General features: G+C 53.3%; 16 protein-coding genes. 12 read left to right on the plus strand and 4 right to left on the minus strand.

The window, feature by feature from the left end; all coding sequences use genetic code 11:
- The first annotated feature begins 22 nt into the window (after nt 1-22).
- The 3 genes from MJO52_RS20835 (at nt 23) to slmA (ending at nt 4,208) form a co-directional block, all read left to right on the plus strand.
- Complete coding sequence (locus MJO52_RS20835) at nt 23-2,416, plus strand: phosphomannomutase/phosphoglucomutase (protein ID WP_252083879.1); 2,394 nt, start codon at nt 23-25, stop codon at nt 2,414-2,416.
- Nucleotides 2,417-2,569: 153 nt separating this feature from the next.
- Complete coding sequence (argB, locus tag MJO52_RS20840) at nt 2,570-3,472, plus strand: acetylglutamate kinase (protein ID WP_252083880.1); 903 nt, start codon at nt 2,570-2,572, stop codon at nt 3,470-3,472.
- A 127-nt stretch (nt 3,473-3,599) separates the two neighbouring features.
- Nucleotides 3,600-4,208 carry a nucleoid occlusion factor SlmA gene (slmA, locus tag MJO52_RS20845; RefSeq protein ID WP_252083881.1) on the plus strand — a complete coding sequence of 203 codons (609 nt, stop codon included), beginning with the start codon at nt 3,600-3,602 and terminating at the stop codon, nt 4,206-4,208.
- An 84-nt stretch (nt 4,209-4,292) separates the two neighbouring features.
- Here slmA and MJO52_RS20850 read toward each other — a convergent pair whose 3' ends face one another.
- Both MJO52_RS20850 and pyrE read right to left on the minus strand, forming a co-directional pair.
- Complete coding sequence (locus tag MJO52_RS20850; RefSeq protein WP_252083882.1) at nt 4,293-4,892, minus strand: hypothetical protein; 600 nt, start codon at nt 4,890-4,892, stop codon at nt 4,293-4,295.
- 51 nt (nt 4,893-4,943) lie between these two features.
- The gene (gene pyrE, locus MJO52_RS20855; RefSeq protein ID WP_252083883.1) at nt 4,944-5,594 is read right to left on the minus strand and encodes an orotate phosphoribosyltransferase; all 651 of its coding nucleotides are present in this window, start codon (nt 5,592-5,594) and stop codon (nt 4,944-4,946) included.
- Nucleotides 5,595-5,711: 117 nt separating this feature from the next.
- Here pyrE and MJO52_RS20860 point away from each other — a divergent pair, with 117 nt between their 5' ends.
- Nucleotides 5,712-6,479, plus strand: coding sequence for an exodeoxyribonuclease III (locus MJO52_RS20860; protein WP_252083884.1), 768 nt, complete (start codon nt 5,712-5,714; stop codon nt 6,477-6,479).
- A gap of 108 nt (nt 6,480-6,587) precedes the next feature.
- Here the strand turns inward: MJO52_RS20860 and rph are convergent, their stop codons facing one another.
- Nucleotides 6,588-7,307 carry a ribonuclease PH gene (gene rph / locus MJO52_RS20865; protein WP_252083885.1) on the minus strand — a complete coding sequence of 240 codons (720 nt, stop codon included), beginning with the start codon at nt 7,305-7,307 and terminating at the stop codon, nt 6,588-6,590.
- Nucleotides 7,308-7,416: 109 nt separating this feature from the next.
- Between rph and MJO52_RS20870 the strand changes: the two genes are divergently transcribed.
- From MJO52_RS20870 to MJO52_RS20885, 4 genes are all read left to right on the plus strand, one after another.
- Entirely contained in the window at nt 7,417-8,304 is an 888-nt protein-coding gene (locus tag MJO52_RS20870) for a YicC/YloC family endoribonuclease (protein WP_252083886.1), read from the plus strand.
- A gap of 103 nt (nt 8,305-8,407) precedes the next feature.
- Nucleotides 8,408-8,983: a rhomboid family intramembrane serine protease gene (locus MJO52_RS20875; RefSeq protein WP_252083887.1), complete on the plus strand. Its 576-nt coding sequence runs from the start codon at nt 8,408-8,410 to the stop codon at nt 8,981-8,983.
- A gap of 649 nt (nt 8,984-9,632) precedes the next feature.
- Nucleotides 9,633-11,378 (plus strand): S8 family peptidase, encoded by a 1,746-nt coding sequence (locus MJO52_RS20880; RefSeq protein WP_252083888.1) that lies wholly within the window; start codon nt 9,633-9,635, stop codon nt 11,376-11,378.
- 365 nt (nt 11,379-11,743) lie between these two features.
- Nucleotides 11,744-13,138, plus strand: coding sequence for a S8 family peptidase (locus MJO52_RS20885; protein WP_252083889.1), 1,395 nt, complete (start codon nt 11,744-11,746; stop codon nt 13,136-13,138).
- A gap of 84 nt (nt 13,139-13,222) precedes the next feature.
- Here the strand turns inward: MJO52_RS20885 and MJO52_RS20890 are convergent, their stop codons facing one another.
- Nucleotides 13,223-13,765 (minus strand): carboxymuconolactone decarboxylase family protein, encoded by a 543-nt coding sequence (locus tag MJO52_RS20890; protein ID WP_252083890.1) that lies wholly within the window; start codon nt 13,763-13,765, stop codon nt 13,223-13,225.
- A 156-nt stretch (nt 13,766-13,921) separates the two neighbouring features.
- Here MJO52_RS20890 and MJO52_RS20895 point away from each other — a divergent pair, with 156 nt between their 5' ends.
- From MJO52_RS20895 to rpoZ, 4 genes are all read left to right on the plus strand, one after another.
- Nucleotides 13,922-14,518, plus strand: coding sequence for a TetR/AcrR family transcriptional regulator (locus tag MJO52_RS20895; RefSeq protein ID WP_252083891.1), 597 nt, complete (start codon nt 13,922-13,924; stop codon nt 14,516-14,518).
- Between the two features lie 138 nt (nt 14,519-14,656).
- A complete protein-coding gene (locus tag MJO52_RS20900; protein WP_252083892.1) occupies nt 14,657-15,901 on the plus strand; it encodes a sterol desaturase family protein in 1,245 nt (414 codons plus the stop codon).
- Between the two features lie 244 nt (nt 15,902-16,145).
- Nucleotides 16,146-16,766, plus strand: coding sequence for a guanylate kinase (gene gmk, locus MJO52_RS20905; protein WP_252083893.1), 621 nt, complete (start codon nt 16,146-16,148; stop codon nt 16,764-16,766).
- Nucleotides 16,767-16,866: 100 nt separating this feature from the next.
- The gene (gene rpoZ / locus MJO52_RS20910; protein ID WP_252086044.1) at nt 16,867-17,130 is read left to right on the plus strand and encodes a DNA-directed RNA polymerase subunit omega; all 264 of its coding nucleotides are present in this window, start codon (nt 16,867-16,869) and stop codon (nt 17,128-17,130) included.
- Nucleotides 17,131-17,141 lie beyond the last annotated feature (11 nt).

Consider the following 17,141-nt stretch of genomic DNA (forward strand, 5'->3'; position numbering starts at 1 on the left):
AGATTAACAGGCAGGAAAATCAGTGGTTTTCAACAAGAAAAATCAGAGCCAAGGACTATTGCACAAGGGGTTGCTGCTGCCTTCGTTGCTGGCGACCGTCGCCTGGCTTTGCGGGGCCTATCTAATCGTTGAGCATATAGTCACCCCCCACAATCAAGCGCAAGTACAACAGGCAGCCCGGGCGCAGGGAAAAATCTTCGCGCAAGATGTAGAGTCTCTGTTAGCCGAACGCACGCGGCAGCTGCAACAAATTGAACGCAGTGAACAACCCCTTGAAGAACAGCTAAAAACAGCACAACTACCGAAACAATCGCGAATTCAGGTCTTTTCAGAGGCACAAATCCGCGTGGGCGCAGGTGAAAAGCCAACCCTGAACTTCGCGCTAGTAGATCTGCTTAAGCGTACCCGACAAGACAGTCAACAGCCCCTAGAGATACTGCGTACAGGCCCCGACAACAGCTGGCAGCTTCACAATGCTGTTAACCTGGCTGGGCAACAACTTCTGGTCAGCCAGCCCTTCGCTGTTTTGCAAACATCCCTGGAAACGCTCGATAAAAACCAGGGACAGATTCAGCTGCTTCAAAAATTTTCCGATTCGATTGCACAGCCCCTTTGGCGCGGCGGGCAGGGCAGTGGCTTCAGCCATTCTGAAGCAATTCCGGATAGTTACTTGCAGGTGCAGTTCAGCCCCTCCCCTGCATTTATCCAGCAACACAGCTTGCCACTTGTGTGGATCTATCTCACAGCCGGCGCCGGCCTGCTGCTCTCCTTACTGGTACTTCTACGCTTCCTGCCCCGAGACAACCGTGCTCCTTGGGAGCGCAGTCAAAAAGGCGGAAGAAGCGAAAGTGAAAAATTCCCTGCGCCCGAGTCGCAGCAGGATGCTCTGCTGGCGGATGAAGCTTTACCCCAAGGGCTCGCATCGGCACCCAGCATCGCTCCCGAAGCTTTACAACAGAATATGACAAATCGCGCTGAGGCAAAGTCTGCGACCAAATCAGGTAAGCCCCAACATCCGCTAACTACCGAGTTTCCCCCTCATGTGTTTCGCGCATACGATATCCGCGGCATCGCCGGTGAGGAAATTGATGAGCCCTTTGCCTACCAGCTGGGAAAGGCCCTCGGTACCCTGGCACAGCACGCCGGAGAGCAAATCCTGCTAGTGGGGCGCGATGGCCGCAACAGTAGTGCACTGCTCAGCAACTGCCTGATGGAGGGGATTCTCGATAGCGGCTGTAACAGTATCGATCTGGGCCTGATCCCATCACCACTGCTTTACTACGCCTGCGCCAAGGGCAAGAACACCAGCAGCGGTGTTATGGTGACCGCGAGCCACAATCCGGCGGAATACAATGGCTTCAAGATTGTGCTCAAGGGCCGCCCCCTCTCTGAAGAAAAGCTACAGGGCCTGCACCAGCTTATGCAGCAGGGGCCCTTCAAAAGCGGGGAAGGCAGTAACCGCGAGCAGGATATTAAAGACAAATATATTGACGAGATCTTTAACAACGTCGCCCTCGCCGGACAACCGCACCTGGTAGTGGATGCGGGCAATGGAGCCACTTCCGTTTTGGCACCCCGGTTGTTTGAGCAGCTGGGCTGCGCAGTCACTCCGCTGTTTTGTGAAGTGGATGGGGACTTCCCCAACCATCCACCCGATCCCACGCGCCCGGAAAACCTGCAAGCATTGATCGACAAAGTGGCGGAAACCGGCGCAGACCTGGGCATAGCTCTGGATGGCGATGGTGATCGTGTCACTCTGATTTCCAGCAGCGGGCGCATCGCCTGGGCCGATCAGCTAGTTATGCTACTGGCGAGAGACATCCTGGCACGCAACCCGGGGGAGACGATCGTCTTCGATGTGAAAAGCAGCCGTAGCCTTGCTCAATTAATAAACCAGTACGGCGGCCGCCCGGTGATGTGGAAGACCGGCCACGCGCCGATGAAAAACAAAATGCTAGAAACCAAGGCAATTCTTGGCGGTGAGTTATCCGGCCATATTTTTATTCGGGATCGCTGGTTTGGTTTCGACGATGGTATCTACGCAGCGGCGCGGCTCCTGGAGATTATGGCCCTGCGGGAACAGAGCCTGGATGAACTCCTCGACTCACTGCCGCAAATGGAGAGCACCCCGGAAATATTGTTACCCGTAGAGGAGCAGGAGAAATTCTCCCTGATAGAGCAGTTGCGCGAACAAGGCAATTTTGACAATGCCGATATCAATACTACCGACGGTCTGCGCATAGAATTTTCTGATGGCTGGGGGCTGGTGCGCGCCTCCAATACCACCAGCGCGTTGACCCTGCGCTTCGAGGCCGAAAATAAAGAGGCTCTGGAGCGTATTCGCAAAGTAGTCATGGCGCAGATCAAGAAAATTGCTCCCACAGTTGTCGTTCCCAATTGGGAACTGCTCAACTAGCGCACCAATTTTAAACCTGTGCGGCACAGGCAGGTGCCGCAACCGACTAGCGCTCCGTGCTTTAATCAAAAAAATCTCGACCGCGCAGTATCTACAGCAGCGGCTGGACAGCGGGAAAGCTATCCAACCGCATCCCACCATAAAGGAATTGCCATGTCCCTCGATAAGAAGTCCGCTCTGCGTATTGCTCAGGTTTTGAATGAGGCCTTGCCCTATATCCAGCAATTCACCAATAAAACCGTGGTGGTAAAGTTTGGCGGTAATGCCATGGTCGATCACGAACTGCAAAACGACTTTGCCCGCGACATTATCCTGATGAAGCTCGTGGGCATGAACCCGGTAGTGGTACACGGCGGCGGCCCGCAAATAGGCCTGCTGTTGAACAAACTCAATATCGAATCTCACTTTGTCGACGGTATGCGCGTAACCGATAGCGAGACCATGGATGTGGTGGAAATGGTATTGGGGGGCACGGTCAACAAGCAAATTGTCAACCTGATCAATCAGAACGGTGGTCGCGCAGTGGGCGTTACCGGCAAGGATGGCTTGTTAATCGAAGCGCGCAAACTGAGCCGCAAAAATGAGAGCGCCGGCCTGCACGCCTCAGAAATTATTGATATCGGCCAGGTAGGCGAGGTGGAAAAGGTCAATACCGATGTCATCAATATGCTGATCCAGGGCGGCTTTATTCCGGTAATCGCCCCTATCGGCGTCGACAAAGAGGGGGTTTCTTACAATATCAATGCCGATCTGGTGGCCGGTAAGGTCGCCGAGTGCTTGCAGGCAGAAAAGCTGATGCTGCTCACCAATGTTGCAGGCCTGCAAGATAAGCAGGGCGAGGTACTCACCGGCCTGACGACGCCCCAGGTGGAAGGGTTGATTGAAGATGGCACCATTCATGGCGGCATGCTACCGAAAATCAGTTGTGCGCTCGACGCGGTAAAAGACGGGGTCACTTCTGCCCATATTATCGACGGCCGGGTACCTCACGCGGTCCTGCTGGAAATATTTACCGACACCGGCGTCGGCACCTTGATTACCAATAGTGAGACATAAAGCCATCGCACAGTAGCGCTTGGCAATTGAAGACAGACGTCCGAATCGGTAGGATTCCGCCGCCGAAATATTAAGGCGACAAGAGCAAAAATCACCGTCCACCCCCCAAGTGGACTAAAGGCAATCAATGAGCAGCGAAAAAATCAATCGGCGCCAGCAAATTCTGGAATCTCTGGCACATATGCTGGAAGCCAGTCCTGGCGCACGTATTACAACTGCAGCCCTGGCCAAGGAAGTTGGCTTTTCTGAAGCGGCGCTATACCGCCACTTCCCCAGTAAGTCAAAAATGTTCGAAGGCCTGATCGAGTTTATCGAGGAGACTATTTTCAGTCGCATAGCGCTGATCCTTCAGGAAGAACCCTCTGCTTTGGAGCGATGCCAGAGAATCCTGCACCTTCTGCTGGCTTTTTGTGAGCGCAATCCGGGTATTACCCGACTTCTCACTGGCGATGCGTTGACCGGCGAAACCGAGCGTTTGCACGGGCGTATCCTGCAGTTGTTCGATCGCCTGGAAACCCAAATCCGTCAGATTTTGCGTGAAGCGGAACTGCGTGAACACCTGCGTCCAACCCTGCCCCTGGGCGGTGCCGCCAACTTGTTATTGGCCAGTGCCGAGGGCCGTATCGTGCAATATGTACGCAGCGGCTTTAAGCGTAAGCCCACCGAGTACTGGGCCGAGCAATGGCCGGTTTTGACCTCCGGCTTTTTCCGCGAGACCGTCGCCGCAGCCAGGTAACTGGCTGTGCGGTATGGAAAGTGAAAGATAACTGGAAGGACGCACGTGTAACGAAGCCAGAAAGGCGCTAATGGTCCTGCACTATTAGGATCTGTTAGTAATTTCTGCGTAGCGCGCGGCGGCTTTATCAAATTCCTCACCGATAGAACTGGCCTCGTCGGCGCGCCGTTTAAGGCGCTCGCGCAGTACTGCCACTTCTTTTTGCAAATCGGCAATACGCTGCAGGAGCTCCGGAGCCACTTCGCGCCCACCGCGCTGGGTACGCGCCGCCTGTGTCTCTTCCTGGGTAATTTGACGAGTGAGACTGGTGATATTCGAGTGCATGATCGCCATATCCTGCTCGACAATTGCCAGCTTGCGTTTGCGAGCACTTTCGATATCGGCGAGGCTGTTATAGCGTTTGAGCAGCTTGCGGTCCGCTTCTTCGCGTGCTTCCTGTCGGCGCTGCGCTTCGAACTCCTCGGGGCTCAGCTGCGGTGGAACCACTTCTATAACACGGCCAGAAAGGTTGAGAATTTCGTAGCCCTTAGCCACGTACTCCGGCGGCACCATTTCATTGAGTACCATGATGCCCTGCTCATCGGTATAGCGATAGAGCAACTGCTCACCGCTGGCGGCACTCGCCAGGGTACAAAACAACGAAATGGCAGGAACCAGGAAACATTTTATGGGGGCGATTGCCATCGCTCTTCTCACTAAATTGATGCGGCCCGCTATAACGAGCGGGCCTCTCACTTAACCCGTTACGCCGTAACGCTGCCGGTAATCGACAATTTTTTGCAGGGTTTCACTATCCTGAGACTCCTGCTCGAGGAAACTGACTATATCATCCAGCTGTACAATGCTAATGACTGGGATATTAAACTGCTGTTCGACCTGCTGAATAGCGGAGAATTCACAATCTTCGCTGGCCTTTTCCTGGCGATTTAAACCGATGACTACACCGGCCGCTTCGGCACCGTGAGATTCGATGATTTGCATCACCTCACGCACCGCAGTACCGGCCGTAATCACATCATCAATGATCAAAACCTTGCCATTAAGCGGCGCACCCACTAAGGTTCCGCCTTCGCCGTGATCCTTGGCCTCTTTGCGGTTGTAGCAGAAAGGCTTATCGATACCTTTCTGAGCCAGTGCCACGGCAGTCACCGCACCCAGCGGGATACCCTTGTAAGCCGGTCCGAAAATGACATCAAACTCCACTCCCGAAGCGATAATCGCCTCGGCGTAAGCCTGTCCCAGTGCGGCTAGTGCCGCACCGGTGTGGAAGCGGCCAGCATTGAAAAAATAGGGGCTTTGACGGCCTGACTTCAGAGTGAAGTCACCAAAACACAACACCTGATGATCCAGGGCCAATTGGATAAAATTGCGCTGATATTGCTGCATGGAAAATTGTTAACTATTAGCTAAGGTGAAGGGAGACCTCCCCGTAGCATTTCTTCCGGGGATAGGCATGCAAATAATGTTTCTAATGATACACAGTCCGCTGGTAAGGGGCTAATAATGCGAATAGTAAGCTTGTCTGTAGACGGCGTTCATCAGGCCGCACAGCGCGGTCTCTACGATTGGTTAGCTGAGCAGGATGCAGACATTATCTGCCTTCAAGACCTGCGCTCTCTGGAGCCGGAGCTAGACCACCCCATATTCCACCCCGATGGCTATTACAGCTACTTCTTCGATTCGGGAACGCCCCATGAAAACGGCGTGGCGATCTATACACGCAACCAGCCCAAGGCCATTATTTTCGGTATGGGTTTCGCCAACGGCGAGGATATGTATGGGCGCTATTTACAGGCAGATTTTGAACGCCTGAGTGTGGGTTCGCTGCTAGCGCCAATAGCCACTGACGAAGCTTCACTGGAAAAAAAGGTCCAGTTTTTCGACGACATGCAAGCGCACCTGCACAAAATCAGCCGCAAGCGCCGCGATTTTATTTTCTGCGGTAACTGGGGCATGGCACACCGCCGTGCCGATGTGCAGAACTGGCAGGACCACCAGGATAACCCTGGTTTCATGCGTCACGAACAGCGCTGGTTGGACCAGCTGTTCAATGAAATTGGCTATGTCGATGCCTTTCGCCGCGTGGTCAAAGACACCGATGAATTTACCTGGTGGCCGAGTGGCACCGTAGGCGAAGGTGATGGCTGGCGTACCGACATGCAGATCGTTTCACACGGGTTGAAAAATCGTATTGAGTACGGTGCGATTAACAAGAATGTGAATTTCTCCAGCCACCTACCACTAATGATGGATTACGACCTGGAAGTATAAACCGTTGAGGACTCGGCCCATTTCGGCTGAGAGTAGGGGAGCCGAGTCCTGTCGCGAACCGACCCGCTTTACAGCGGGAGCGGTCCTAACTCAGCAAAATACAAAGCTTCACTCATCCAAGGCTTTTTGCTGTATCTCGATCAGTTCATCGATTCCCGCTTTACCCAAACCCAGCATCTGCGCGAACTCTTTCTCGGAAAAAGGCTTACCTTCAGCGGTACCCTGTACTTCGATCATACCTCCGTCTGCCGCCATCACCAGATTCATATCCGTATCCGCCGCACTGTCCTCTGGATAGTCCAGATCCAAAACCGGCTCGCCGTCATAAATTCCGACAGAGACCGCCGCGACAAGGTTGAGCAACGGATCCTCAGCGAGAATTTTTTCCCGCTGCATATGGCGCAGCGCATCCACCAAGGCTACACAAGCGCCGGTAATAGCCGCTGTGCGTGTGCCGCCATCGGCCTGGATAACATCGCAATCCAGGGTGATCTGATTCTCTCCAAGCTTTTCCAGATCCACCGCTGCGCGCAGGGAGCGGCCAATCAGACGCTGGATCTCTACAGTGCGGCCGCTCTGTTTACCCTTGGCTGCCTCACGCGGCATGCGGGAACCTGTAGAGCGCGGCAGCATGCCATACTCCGCGGTGATCCAACCGCTGCCCTGACCGCGCAGGAAGCGCGGTACTTCACTCGACACTGAGGCATTACACAGAACTTTTGTGTCGCCAAACTCTACCAACACAGAGCCCTCGGCGTGGCGGGTGTAGTTTCGGGTAATTTTTATCTGGCGCATCTGCGCCGCCGCGCGGCCACTGGGACGCTGCATAGCTCACCTCGGTCAATGAATGAAAGCCCTGCATTATATACCCCCACATGGATATCCGAACGCTGTGCTATGATGCCGAGCCGATAAATACGCCTGCAGGGGATGAGCAATGGCCAATAACCGGGAACAGAACAAAGTGCGAAGCATGACAGCCTTCGGTCGCGCCGAAGCCGCTTATGCCACAGGAAACGCCATTTGGGAGCTGCGCTCGGTCAATCATCGCTACCTGGAGCCGCACTTCCGTCTGCCCGAGGTCGCCCGCCCTCTGGAAGCGCAGTTACGAGATATTTTGCGGAAAAGTTTATCCCGTGGAAAAGTGGAACTCACGCTTACAGTAAAACCCAACAGTGTGGAAACGAGTGGGCTTGAAATTAATCAGCCGCTGGCACAAGCATTGATTAACGCCGCCAAACAAGTGACAGGCGGTGAAGGCGCCCAACCACTCAACCCCCTGCAGATTCTCCAATGGCCCGGTATTATTAGCGAACCGGAAGCCGATACTGAGCAGCAATCCGCCACTATTTTGCAGGCGTTTCGCGAAGCGCTAGAACAACTGCGCGCGAATCGTGAGCGTGAGGGTGCGGAGTTAGCCAAATTTATTGAAGCCCGCTTAAAAGGCATTGAAGAACAAGTCGCCCTAGTGCGGGAACTGCTACCACAGATTCTAGAGGCACAGCGGGAAAAACTGCGCAACCGCCTGGAAGAGCTCTCTATAGAATTGGATAAGGAGCGCTTGGAACAGGAAATTGTACTGCTCGCTCAAAAAGCCGACGTCGATGAAGAACTCGATCGCCTAAATGCCCACACTGTAGAAACCCGCCGGGTACTCGCTGGAGGCGGCGCTATAGGTCGGCGCTTGGATTTTCTTATGCAGGAATTTAACCGCGAGGCCAACACTCTATCCTCCAAGTCCGTGGTAACCGACACCACCCAGGCTGCAGTAGAGCTGAAGGTCTTGATCGAACAAATGCGTGAGCAAGTACAAAATATTGAGTAAGCATATTGTGGGGCTTTTTAAAACCAAAATAAGAGCCCCGTATTCACGTTCTGCTAAAAAACTATCTGCTGCTTTACCCAGCTAACATTAAAATACATTTTATATGCGAAATAATATTAAATGGGTTGGGGCTATATTCTTAGCTGTAACCATTATTGAAATTATTAATATATTATCCGGCCGCTCATTGAATTACTTCGGCCTAGTTCCTAGATCCATCGACCATCTGCCCCATATTTTTACCGCTCCATTGCTACACGGAAGCATCTGGCATTTTCTATCCAATATAGTAACCCTGTGCGTTTTCAGTTTTTTGCTGTTGCAATATGGAGTGAAAACCTACCTAAAAGTCACTCTGACGATTATTGTCACCACTGGCTTTGCCGTTTGGCTATTTGCTAGAGGCGGGAATCATCTAGGCGCAAGTTCAGTAATTTATGGCTATTTTGGATTCTTATTGCTGGCCGGCTTTATCAGCAAGCAGTTTGTTCGACTAATGATATCCATTTTTGTCGGATTGGTTTATGGCGGGCTTATTTTTGGTGTGCTCCCACAAGGAATGTATATTTCCTGGGAATCGCATCTATTCGGTTTTCTCTTTGGCATAATGGCTGCAAAAATATGGGCCCACACACCCAACCCTATTACGGACCGACAAGCTGTATCTAAAAATTCATAGTTTTTCTCTAGCAAATTCACAGCAGGCACACAGGGAGCCGGATGACCGCTCTCTGTGTGCACTCAAAAAAATAAAAACAAGTTTCCGGCCATAGTTCGTACAGACGGCTGAATGCTGTTTTGAAGTCATTGTGATGTCAGAAAAGTTACCAGTCAGTATTCAGCGCGAACTCTGAAAGAAGCTACCACTGGCGATTAATGCATGCGCTGTGACAAAAATACTTAAAATTACCTCGCACCATAAAGGCATAAAATCATTTGCTGCCAAACAGTGATTTACTGTTTTTTTCTGCAAAACCGATAACCACCCCTCGCCAACTGAGCTCGTGAACTAAGACACACCTTCTCACTGACCAAGTTCTCATTACCTGACTTTTTTCTAAAAAATTATAAATTTGTCGTCATAAGCCACACAATTTCAGGTTCCTCAGCTGAGGACAATAATCTCAAAGTCGTTATATATCTGTGCCAATGTGAAACTTTGGTACTAATTTTGGTCTTTTTAACCGCCAAATGCCTATTCTGGCGGCTATTCGGGACTTTCTATTGGCAGATATATTTCTGTCAGTGAAAGGTCTTTTCAGGAGTGACCGATAGACCAGCTGATTGGCTGGCTGTCGGATAACAATAATTTCGAAGAGCAAATAATAATGACTTCACCACTCAAGAACCTTCGGCAGAAGACGGCTCTAGCGAGCGTTTTTACACTGCTATGCACTGCGCCCTTCACTGCCCAGGCACAACAAGCGGACAACGCTCTGCTGACAGACCGCATCATCGTTAAATACAAGGAAAGCGCCAAGGTTGGCCGGGCTGCCAGCATGGCCAGGGAAACGGTGGAAAAGGCCTCCCGTCGCGCCGGCCACAAAATGCGTCACCTGCGCCGTATGGCCACTGGTGCTCAGGTAATGCGCCTGGAAGGTCGCAAAAACAGAACGGAAATGAACGCAATTATCAACCGTCTGAAACAGGATCCGGATGTGGAGTACGCTGAGCCGGATCTGATGATGCGCTCAATGGCTGTGCCCAATGACTCTAGCTATCTCAACCAGTGGCACTACTTTGAGTCCACCGGCGGCCTGAACCTGCCATCGGCCTGGGATGTCACTCAGGGTGAGGGAGCGGTTGTCGCGGTGCTCGACACCGGTTACCGCCCACACCCTGATCTGGTGGGCAATATTCTGCCGGGCTACGACATGATTTCTGACACTTTCGTGTCTGTAGACGGCGATGGCCGTGATAGCGATGCCACAGACCCAGGCGACTGGTATACGGACAAAGCCTGTGGCGATGATCCTCGCATCCCCTCGGAAAGCGACAGTAGCTGGCACGGCACCCATGTCGCCGGCACCATCGCAGGCGTCACCAATAACAATATGGGTATCGCCGGTGTCGCCTACAAAGCCAAGATCGTACCGATACGCGTGCTCGGCCGCTGTGGTGGCTATACCTCAGATATCGCCGATGGCATCATCTGGGGCGCCGGCGGCTCTGTCAGCGGCCTGCCATCCAACCCCAACCCCGCACAAGTACTCAACCTGAGTCTTGGTGGTGGTGGCAGCTGTGCCACGACAACTCAGAATGCTATCAACACCGCACGCAGCCTAGGCGCCACTATCGTAGTCGCTGCCGGTAATGAATCCGATAACGCCAGCCAATACACTCCCGCCAGCTGCGATGGCGTAATAACTACTGCCTCAACGAACCGCGATGGCGGCCGCTCTTACTTCTCCAACTACGGCAGCGTAGTGGATGTTGCAGCACCGGGGGGAGCGCAGAGTTTTGCTAACGACCCGAACGGCATTCTCTCCACCCACAATAGTGGCAGTACCGTCGCGGGCAGCGATAGCTACGTCTATATGCAAGGCACCAGTATGGCTGCCCCACATGTTGCCGGTGCTGCCGCACTACTGTATTCGGTAAACCCTGACCTGGGCCCGGACGACATCGAATCGATACTCACCACCACCGCACGCAGTTTCCCATCTTCATGCAGCGGCTGCGGTGCCGGTATTGTCGATGCTACAGCAGCAGTGGCCATGGCGAGCGGCGGTAGCGATGGAGACAACGGTGGCGATAACGGAAATGGCGGTGGTGTCAGCTGGACCGAATCCAACCTTTCCGGCAGCTCCGGCAGTTGGAACGACTTCACCATCGAAGTCGCTGCGGGTACCACAAGCTTGAATATAGAGATGTCTGGCGGTAGTGGCGAGGTCGACCTCTATGTCCGCCATGCCAACTACCCCACTCTGCGTCGGTACGATTGCCGCCCCTACCTCTGGGGAAATGAAGAGAGCTGCACTATTAGCAACCCTGACTCGGGTACCTGGTATGTCAGTGTTTACGGTTACGACTCCTACAGCGGCGTCACCCTAAAGGCTGAAACTACTCCCTAATTGACGACATAGGCCGGCGCCAAAAGCTCCGGCCACGAAAGAGGTATTTTGGTGCGGATTAGCAATAAAGAACCAAAGTACCTCACCCAATTGGTGCGGGGGAAAGGGAAATAATGAGCTGTGCGTTACGCGGCTAAGTAAGAGGCCATGCCTCTGCACCCCTGCACCCCTGCACCAACCCCGAACTTTGCCAGCTGTATCGACAAAATTCCTTAATGCACTTTTTTCGGGCACATATTTTGCCTGTGTTCTAACGGTGCCACGCTTTTTTGCAGTTCTACCGAAAGCCAAGCACCCGGATTTCCCCTCTTGTCAGCTAAATATTGACCAGGGTGATAACCATCCATCACGGAGAGATAACAATAATGAAAACACCACTGAAAAATCTATTGCATAAGTCCGCACTGGCCGGCGTATTTTCACTGCTGTGTGCAAGCCCCTTCGCCGCCCAGGTCGAAGATACCAGCAACGCTCAAATCACCGACCGCATTATCGTCAAATACAAGCAGGGCGCTAAAATAGGGCAGGCGGCCAGACTAGCTCCAGAAACCGTAGATAAAGCCTCCCGCCGCGCCGGCCATAAAATGCGCCACCTGCGCCGTATGGCCACAGGTGCTCAGGTGATGCGCCTGGAGGGACGCAAAAACAAAGCAGAGCTTGAGGCTATTATCAGCCGCCTTAAACAGGACCCCGATGTCGAGTATGCAGAGCCCGACCTGATGATGAAGGCCATGGCCGTACCCAATGACCCCAGCTATTACGATCAGTGGCACTATTTTGAGTCCACCGGTGGCCTTAATCTGCCGGCAGCCTGGGATACCACTCAGGGCGAGGGTGTGGTCGTTGCAGTTATCGATACCGGCTTCCTGCCCCACGCAGATCTGACCGCTAACCTGCTGCCCGGTTACGACATGATTTCCGATACCGATGTCTCTGTGGATGGCGACGGCCGCGACAGCGACGCCACCGACCCCGGCGACTGGTATACCAATACCTACTGTGGTGACCCACGATATCCGGAAGCGGACAGCAGCTGGCACGGTACCCATGTCGCCGGCACCATAGCGGCAGTGACCAACAATAATATGGGCGTAGCCGGTGTGGCCTCCAAAGCGAAGATCGTACCCGTGCGAGTACTCGGCCGCTGTGGCGGTTACACTTCAGATATTGCCGACGGCATCATCTGGAGCGCCGGCGGTTCTGTCAGCGGTGTCCCAACCAACGCCAACCCCGCCCAGGTACTGAACTTGAGCCTGGGTGGTAGCGGCAGCTGCGCTACCACAACGCAGAATGCCATCAATACCGCACGCAGCCTCGGTGCCACCGTCGTGGTTGCCGCCGGCAACTCCGCTCGCAACGCTCGCCGTTACACGCCAGCAAGCTGCTCGGGGGTTATTACTGTTGCCGCCACAGATCGCTCCGGTGGTCGCGCCTACTACTCTAATTACGGTAATGTGGTCGACGTAGCCGCACCGGGTGGTGAGACCAATGTGGTAAGCAGTGATGGTGTGCTATCCACTCTCAACAGCGGCAACACTGTAGCCGGTACGGATTCCTATGCTTACTATCCCGGTACCAGCATGGCCACCCCCCATGTAGCCGGTGCCGCAGCTCTGATCTATTCGGTGAATCCCAATGTGACACCCGATCAGGTAGAGTCTATTCTCACCAGCACCGCGCGCAGTTTCCCGTCCTCTTGCTCGCGCTGTGGCTCTGGCATTGTCGACGCTGCTGCAGCAGTGGCAGCGGCCAGTAACTGATTCCCCCATAGCCACCGCTTGTGGATCTTATGGAAAGGCCGGCAAATGCCGGCCTTTTAGCTTTCCCGTGCCGGCCCACGCAATCTAGCGAACAAACGCGGCAAATTGGGGGTCAACCGGCGTATCTGCAAGATGATTGATGTAATTGCTCATCACTTTCTGCGCAACCCCAACAATAATCTCCAGCAGGTTTTGGCGGTTATAGCCCACTGCGTAAAACCGCTCTGATATCTCATCTGAAATCACACCGCGTTCACGCACAATTGCCAGGGTGGTATCCCGCAGTACTTCAAGTTTTTCAGTAGGTAGGGGCGTCTTATTGCGAAGGGCCTCATTCACTTCGTCCGCTACTTTCATCGCCTTGGCAATAGCGCTGTGTGCCGGTACACAGTAGTGACAGTTATGCTCCACATTGATGCTCTGCCAGACCACAGTCATTTCTTCGGCATTGAATGAGGTGTCCAGGAAGTACTGATGTAAATCCTGGTAAGCCGCCAGAGCTTGGGGCGACTCTGCCATAACCCCGTGCAAGTTGGGGATAGAGCCAAAGGCCTTGATAGATTTCTGGAGGAGGGGCTTGCTGTCTTGCGGTGCACTTTCAAGATCGTAAATCCGGGACTCTTTCATCGCTGAACTCACCTTTAATGTTTGGGTTTAATACTTGAGCGATCGATCAAGTATTGTGAGGCTAACCAATATTGAGCGATCGTTCAATAGCAAAGAGTAATTGGCGTATATCTCTTGAAAGAGTAAAATTTGAGCAATTGCTCAAGTGGAGGCAACATGGCGAATACCGCGAAATTTGACCGCCAGGAAGTATTACAGCGGGCAACCTGGCTTTTCTGGCAAAAAGGGTTTCACGCCACATCGACTCGTGACCTGCAACAGGCCACCAATCTTCGTCCTGGTAGTATTTATGCCGCTTTTGGTAGTAAATCTGGACTTTTCAAAGAGGTTCTAAGCTATTACGCGCAAAATCGTGACCAATTACTCCTTCAATGCATAAATGACGAAGGCAGCAACCTTGGAGGCTTGCGTGCCTATTTCCATTACATATTGCTAGGTGACGATGTTGATGCCCCAAACGAGCTCTGCCTATTAGCTAAAGCCATCTCAGAGCTGGATGAAGGAGAAGAAGCACTATTGGCCGAGGCCCGCGCTTTACTGGCTGCACATGGGGCAAAGTTCCGTCAGTATCTGGAGAGTGCGGTGAATGCTGGAGAGCTTTCCAAACAGACAGATTCGGCGCTGCTCGCTCGCCAGTTGCAGGTTCAAATGATTGGACTGCGAACTTATCTCCGCGCCACCTCGGACCGCGCTGCGGTTGAGCAAATGATCGAACAGTTGTTTGACCCAGTCTGCGTGCAGACCACAAGTTGAGAAAAAGGCGATTATAAGCGGCCTCTTATACAAACGCTGACGGATTTCGGAATCCAGCCCCTGCGGTTATTTGATCAGCGCAGCCCCTATGGCACATTCAGGAGAAACGGTATCGAGTAATAACAATAAGAGGTCACCGTGGATCTGATTACCTTCGCCATCCCTTTTTTCCTGATCGCCGTACTCACAGAACTCGCACTGGACCGCTGGAAAGGTTGGGGGCTTTACCGCCTCAACGATGCCCTGGGAAACCTGAGTACGGGTATCCTAAGCCGCATACTTGGGCTTACTTACAAAAGCCTATTTCTAGTCATTTACATCCCGCTATACCAGCTGCTACAGCCTTACTACCAAGCAACCGGCTTCGACTGGTCCATGAGTAATGGCTGGCACCTGGCGCTAGCTGTACTCGCCTACGATTTTTGTTACTACTGGAAGCACCGCATCTGCCATGAGGTCAACGTGTTCTGGGCGGAACACCTGGTGCATCACCAGAGCGAGGACTACAACCTCACCACTGCCTTGCGCCAGTCTAGCGGTGGGCTGCAGTTGGATTGGGTATTCTATTTACCCCTGCTGCTAATTGGCTTGCCAGCGGAAATGGTGATCGTGGCCGGAGCCATAGATCTGATTTACCAATTCTGGGTACACACGCAAAAAATTCCCAAAATCCGCTGGATGGAATGGCTGCTGATTACCCCCTCTAACCACCGAGTACACCATGCGCAGAACAAGGTGTACGTAGATAAAAACTACGGCGGAATCCTGATCTTATGGGACCGCCTGTTTGGTACCTATCAAGAGGAGCTGGAGGGGGAGCCCTGTATTTACGGTGTGCGCAAACCCCTTAATACCTTCGACCCTCTGGCGGCAAACCTGCAACATCTGAAACGCATGGCGCAAGACGCCTGGTATACAAAAAACTGGTGGGACAAATTTACCCTTTGGTTCCGCCCCACCGGCTATCGTCCCCCAGATGCCGAAGCGGCAATGCCAGTCCCCTCCACCAACCTGAAATCTTTCCAGCGTTACAACCCACAGATTCATCGGGCCCGGCGCAACTACGCGCTGGGCCAGCACCTGTGCTATTCCGCCGCCACCCTGGCACTCCTGTGGTACTACCAGAGCCTGGAAATTCCCTCACTGCTGGGGGCAGTAGCACTGTTGGTTTTTGGCCTGGTAGTCAATGGGCGAATTCTCGATAACCATCCACTGACCAAATATCTGGAACCCTTACGCCTGGCCCTCTACTGCGGGGTGCTGCCGCTGTTAAACACACAATTTGTCCCAATTTTCAGCGCTTATATTGCGATCAGTGCTCTGGTCTGGGGGTGGTTGGCAATCACTTGCAAAGAGGATACAGTCGCTGTCGTTTGCGATTAGCAACAAGGAGTGAACCTCGATTGCAGGATGTTGGTGGTGATCGAGTGATCTCCCGCTGGGCGATCCCGGCCGGGCTCAGAAGGCAGTTTATAGCGCCTCCTGAAACTCCCAACACTTACCCCCCAATTCCGGCCGGGGTTTAGCCTTTTCCTCCTCCTTTTTCCTGGAATTGCGCAACTGCCAGTCACCGCTCAGGTAACGGCTTCGGTTATAATGCGCGCTTTGCCCCCGAACAGGATCAGTTGTGCAAACAGGAACCCTCTATACCGTATCCGCCCCCTCCGGCGCTGGGAAAACCAGTCTCGTCAAAGCACTGGTGGATAGCGACAGTCAGGTCACCGTTTCTATCTCCCATACCACCCGTTCAATGCGTCCGGGCGAGGTCAACGGTGTCGATTACCACTTCGTGTCGCGCGAGGAGTTTCTGGCAATGCTTGAGCAAGATGCCTTCTTCGAGCACGCTCAGGTATACGGTGATAATTACTACGGTACTTCCAAGGGCAGTATCGAGGAAATTCTCGCTGGTGGCCGCGATGTAATCCTGGAAATTGACTGGCAGGGTGCCGCTCAGGTGCGCCGTCTGCACCCAGAGACCGTCGGTATTTTTATTTTGCCACCCTCTCAGGAGGCCCTGCGCGAACGCCTCACAGGTCGAGGCCAGGACGACGAAAGTGTGATCGAGCGTCGTATGGATCAGGCCATTGATGAAATGACCCACTACGTGGAAGCCGACTATCTGGTGATTAACGACGATTTTGCGCAGGCCCTAATAGAGCTTGGCTCCATCTTCACCGCCCAGCGCCAACGTCTGGAAAAGCAACAGAAACGCCACGGTGAACTGTTGCAGGCACTGTTGCGCCATTGAGCCGGTTGATCGAATTGCGTACACTCCCCGGTCCGGTAAAATAACCGGTCCCCCGAACAGAATTCGCCCACCCGGGCACAGTGAATGGAACCGAAAGTTTATGGCACGTATCACCGTTGAAGATTGCCTGGAGCACGTCGACAACCGCTTCGAACTCGTTATCGTGGGTAGTAAGCGCGCCCGCCAGATTGCCACCGGCGGACAGGATCCGATGGTTCCAGAAGAGAACGACAAACCCACGGTTATCGCCCTGCGTGAAATCGAAGAGGGCCTGGTTGATGCGAGCATTCTCGACCAGCCAGATCGTGAAGAGGCCCCGGCACCCATGGCGGCCCCGGCCTATCTGTCCGACCAGGAAATCTGATTTCGATCTGT

The sequence above is a fragment of the Microbulbifer variabilis genome (genome assembly GCF_023716485.1).
GTDB lineage: Bacteria > Pseudomonadota > Gammaproteobacteria > Pseudomonadales > Cellvibrionaceae > Microbulbifer > Microbulbifer variabilis_B.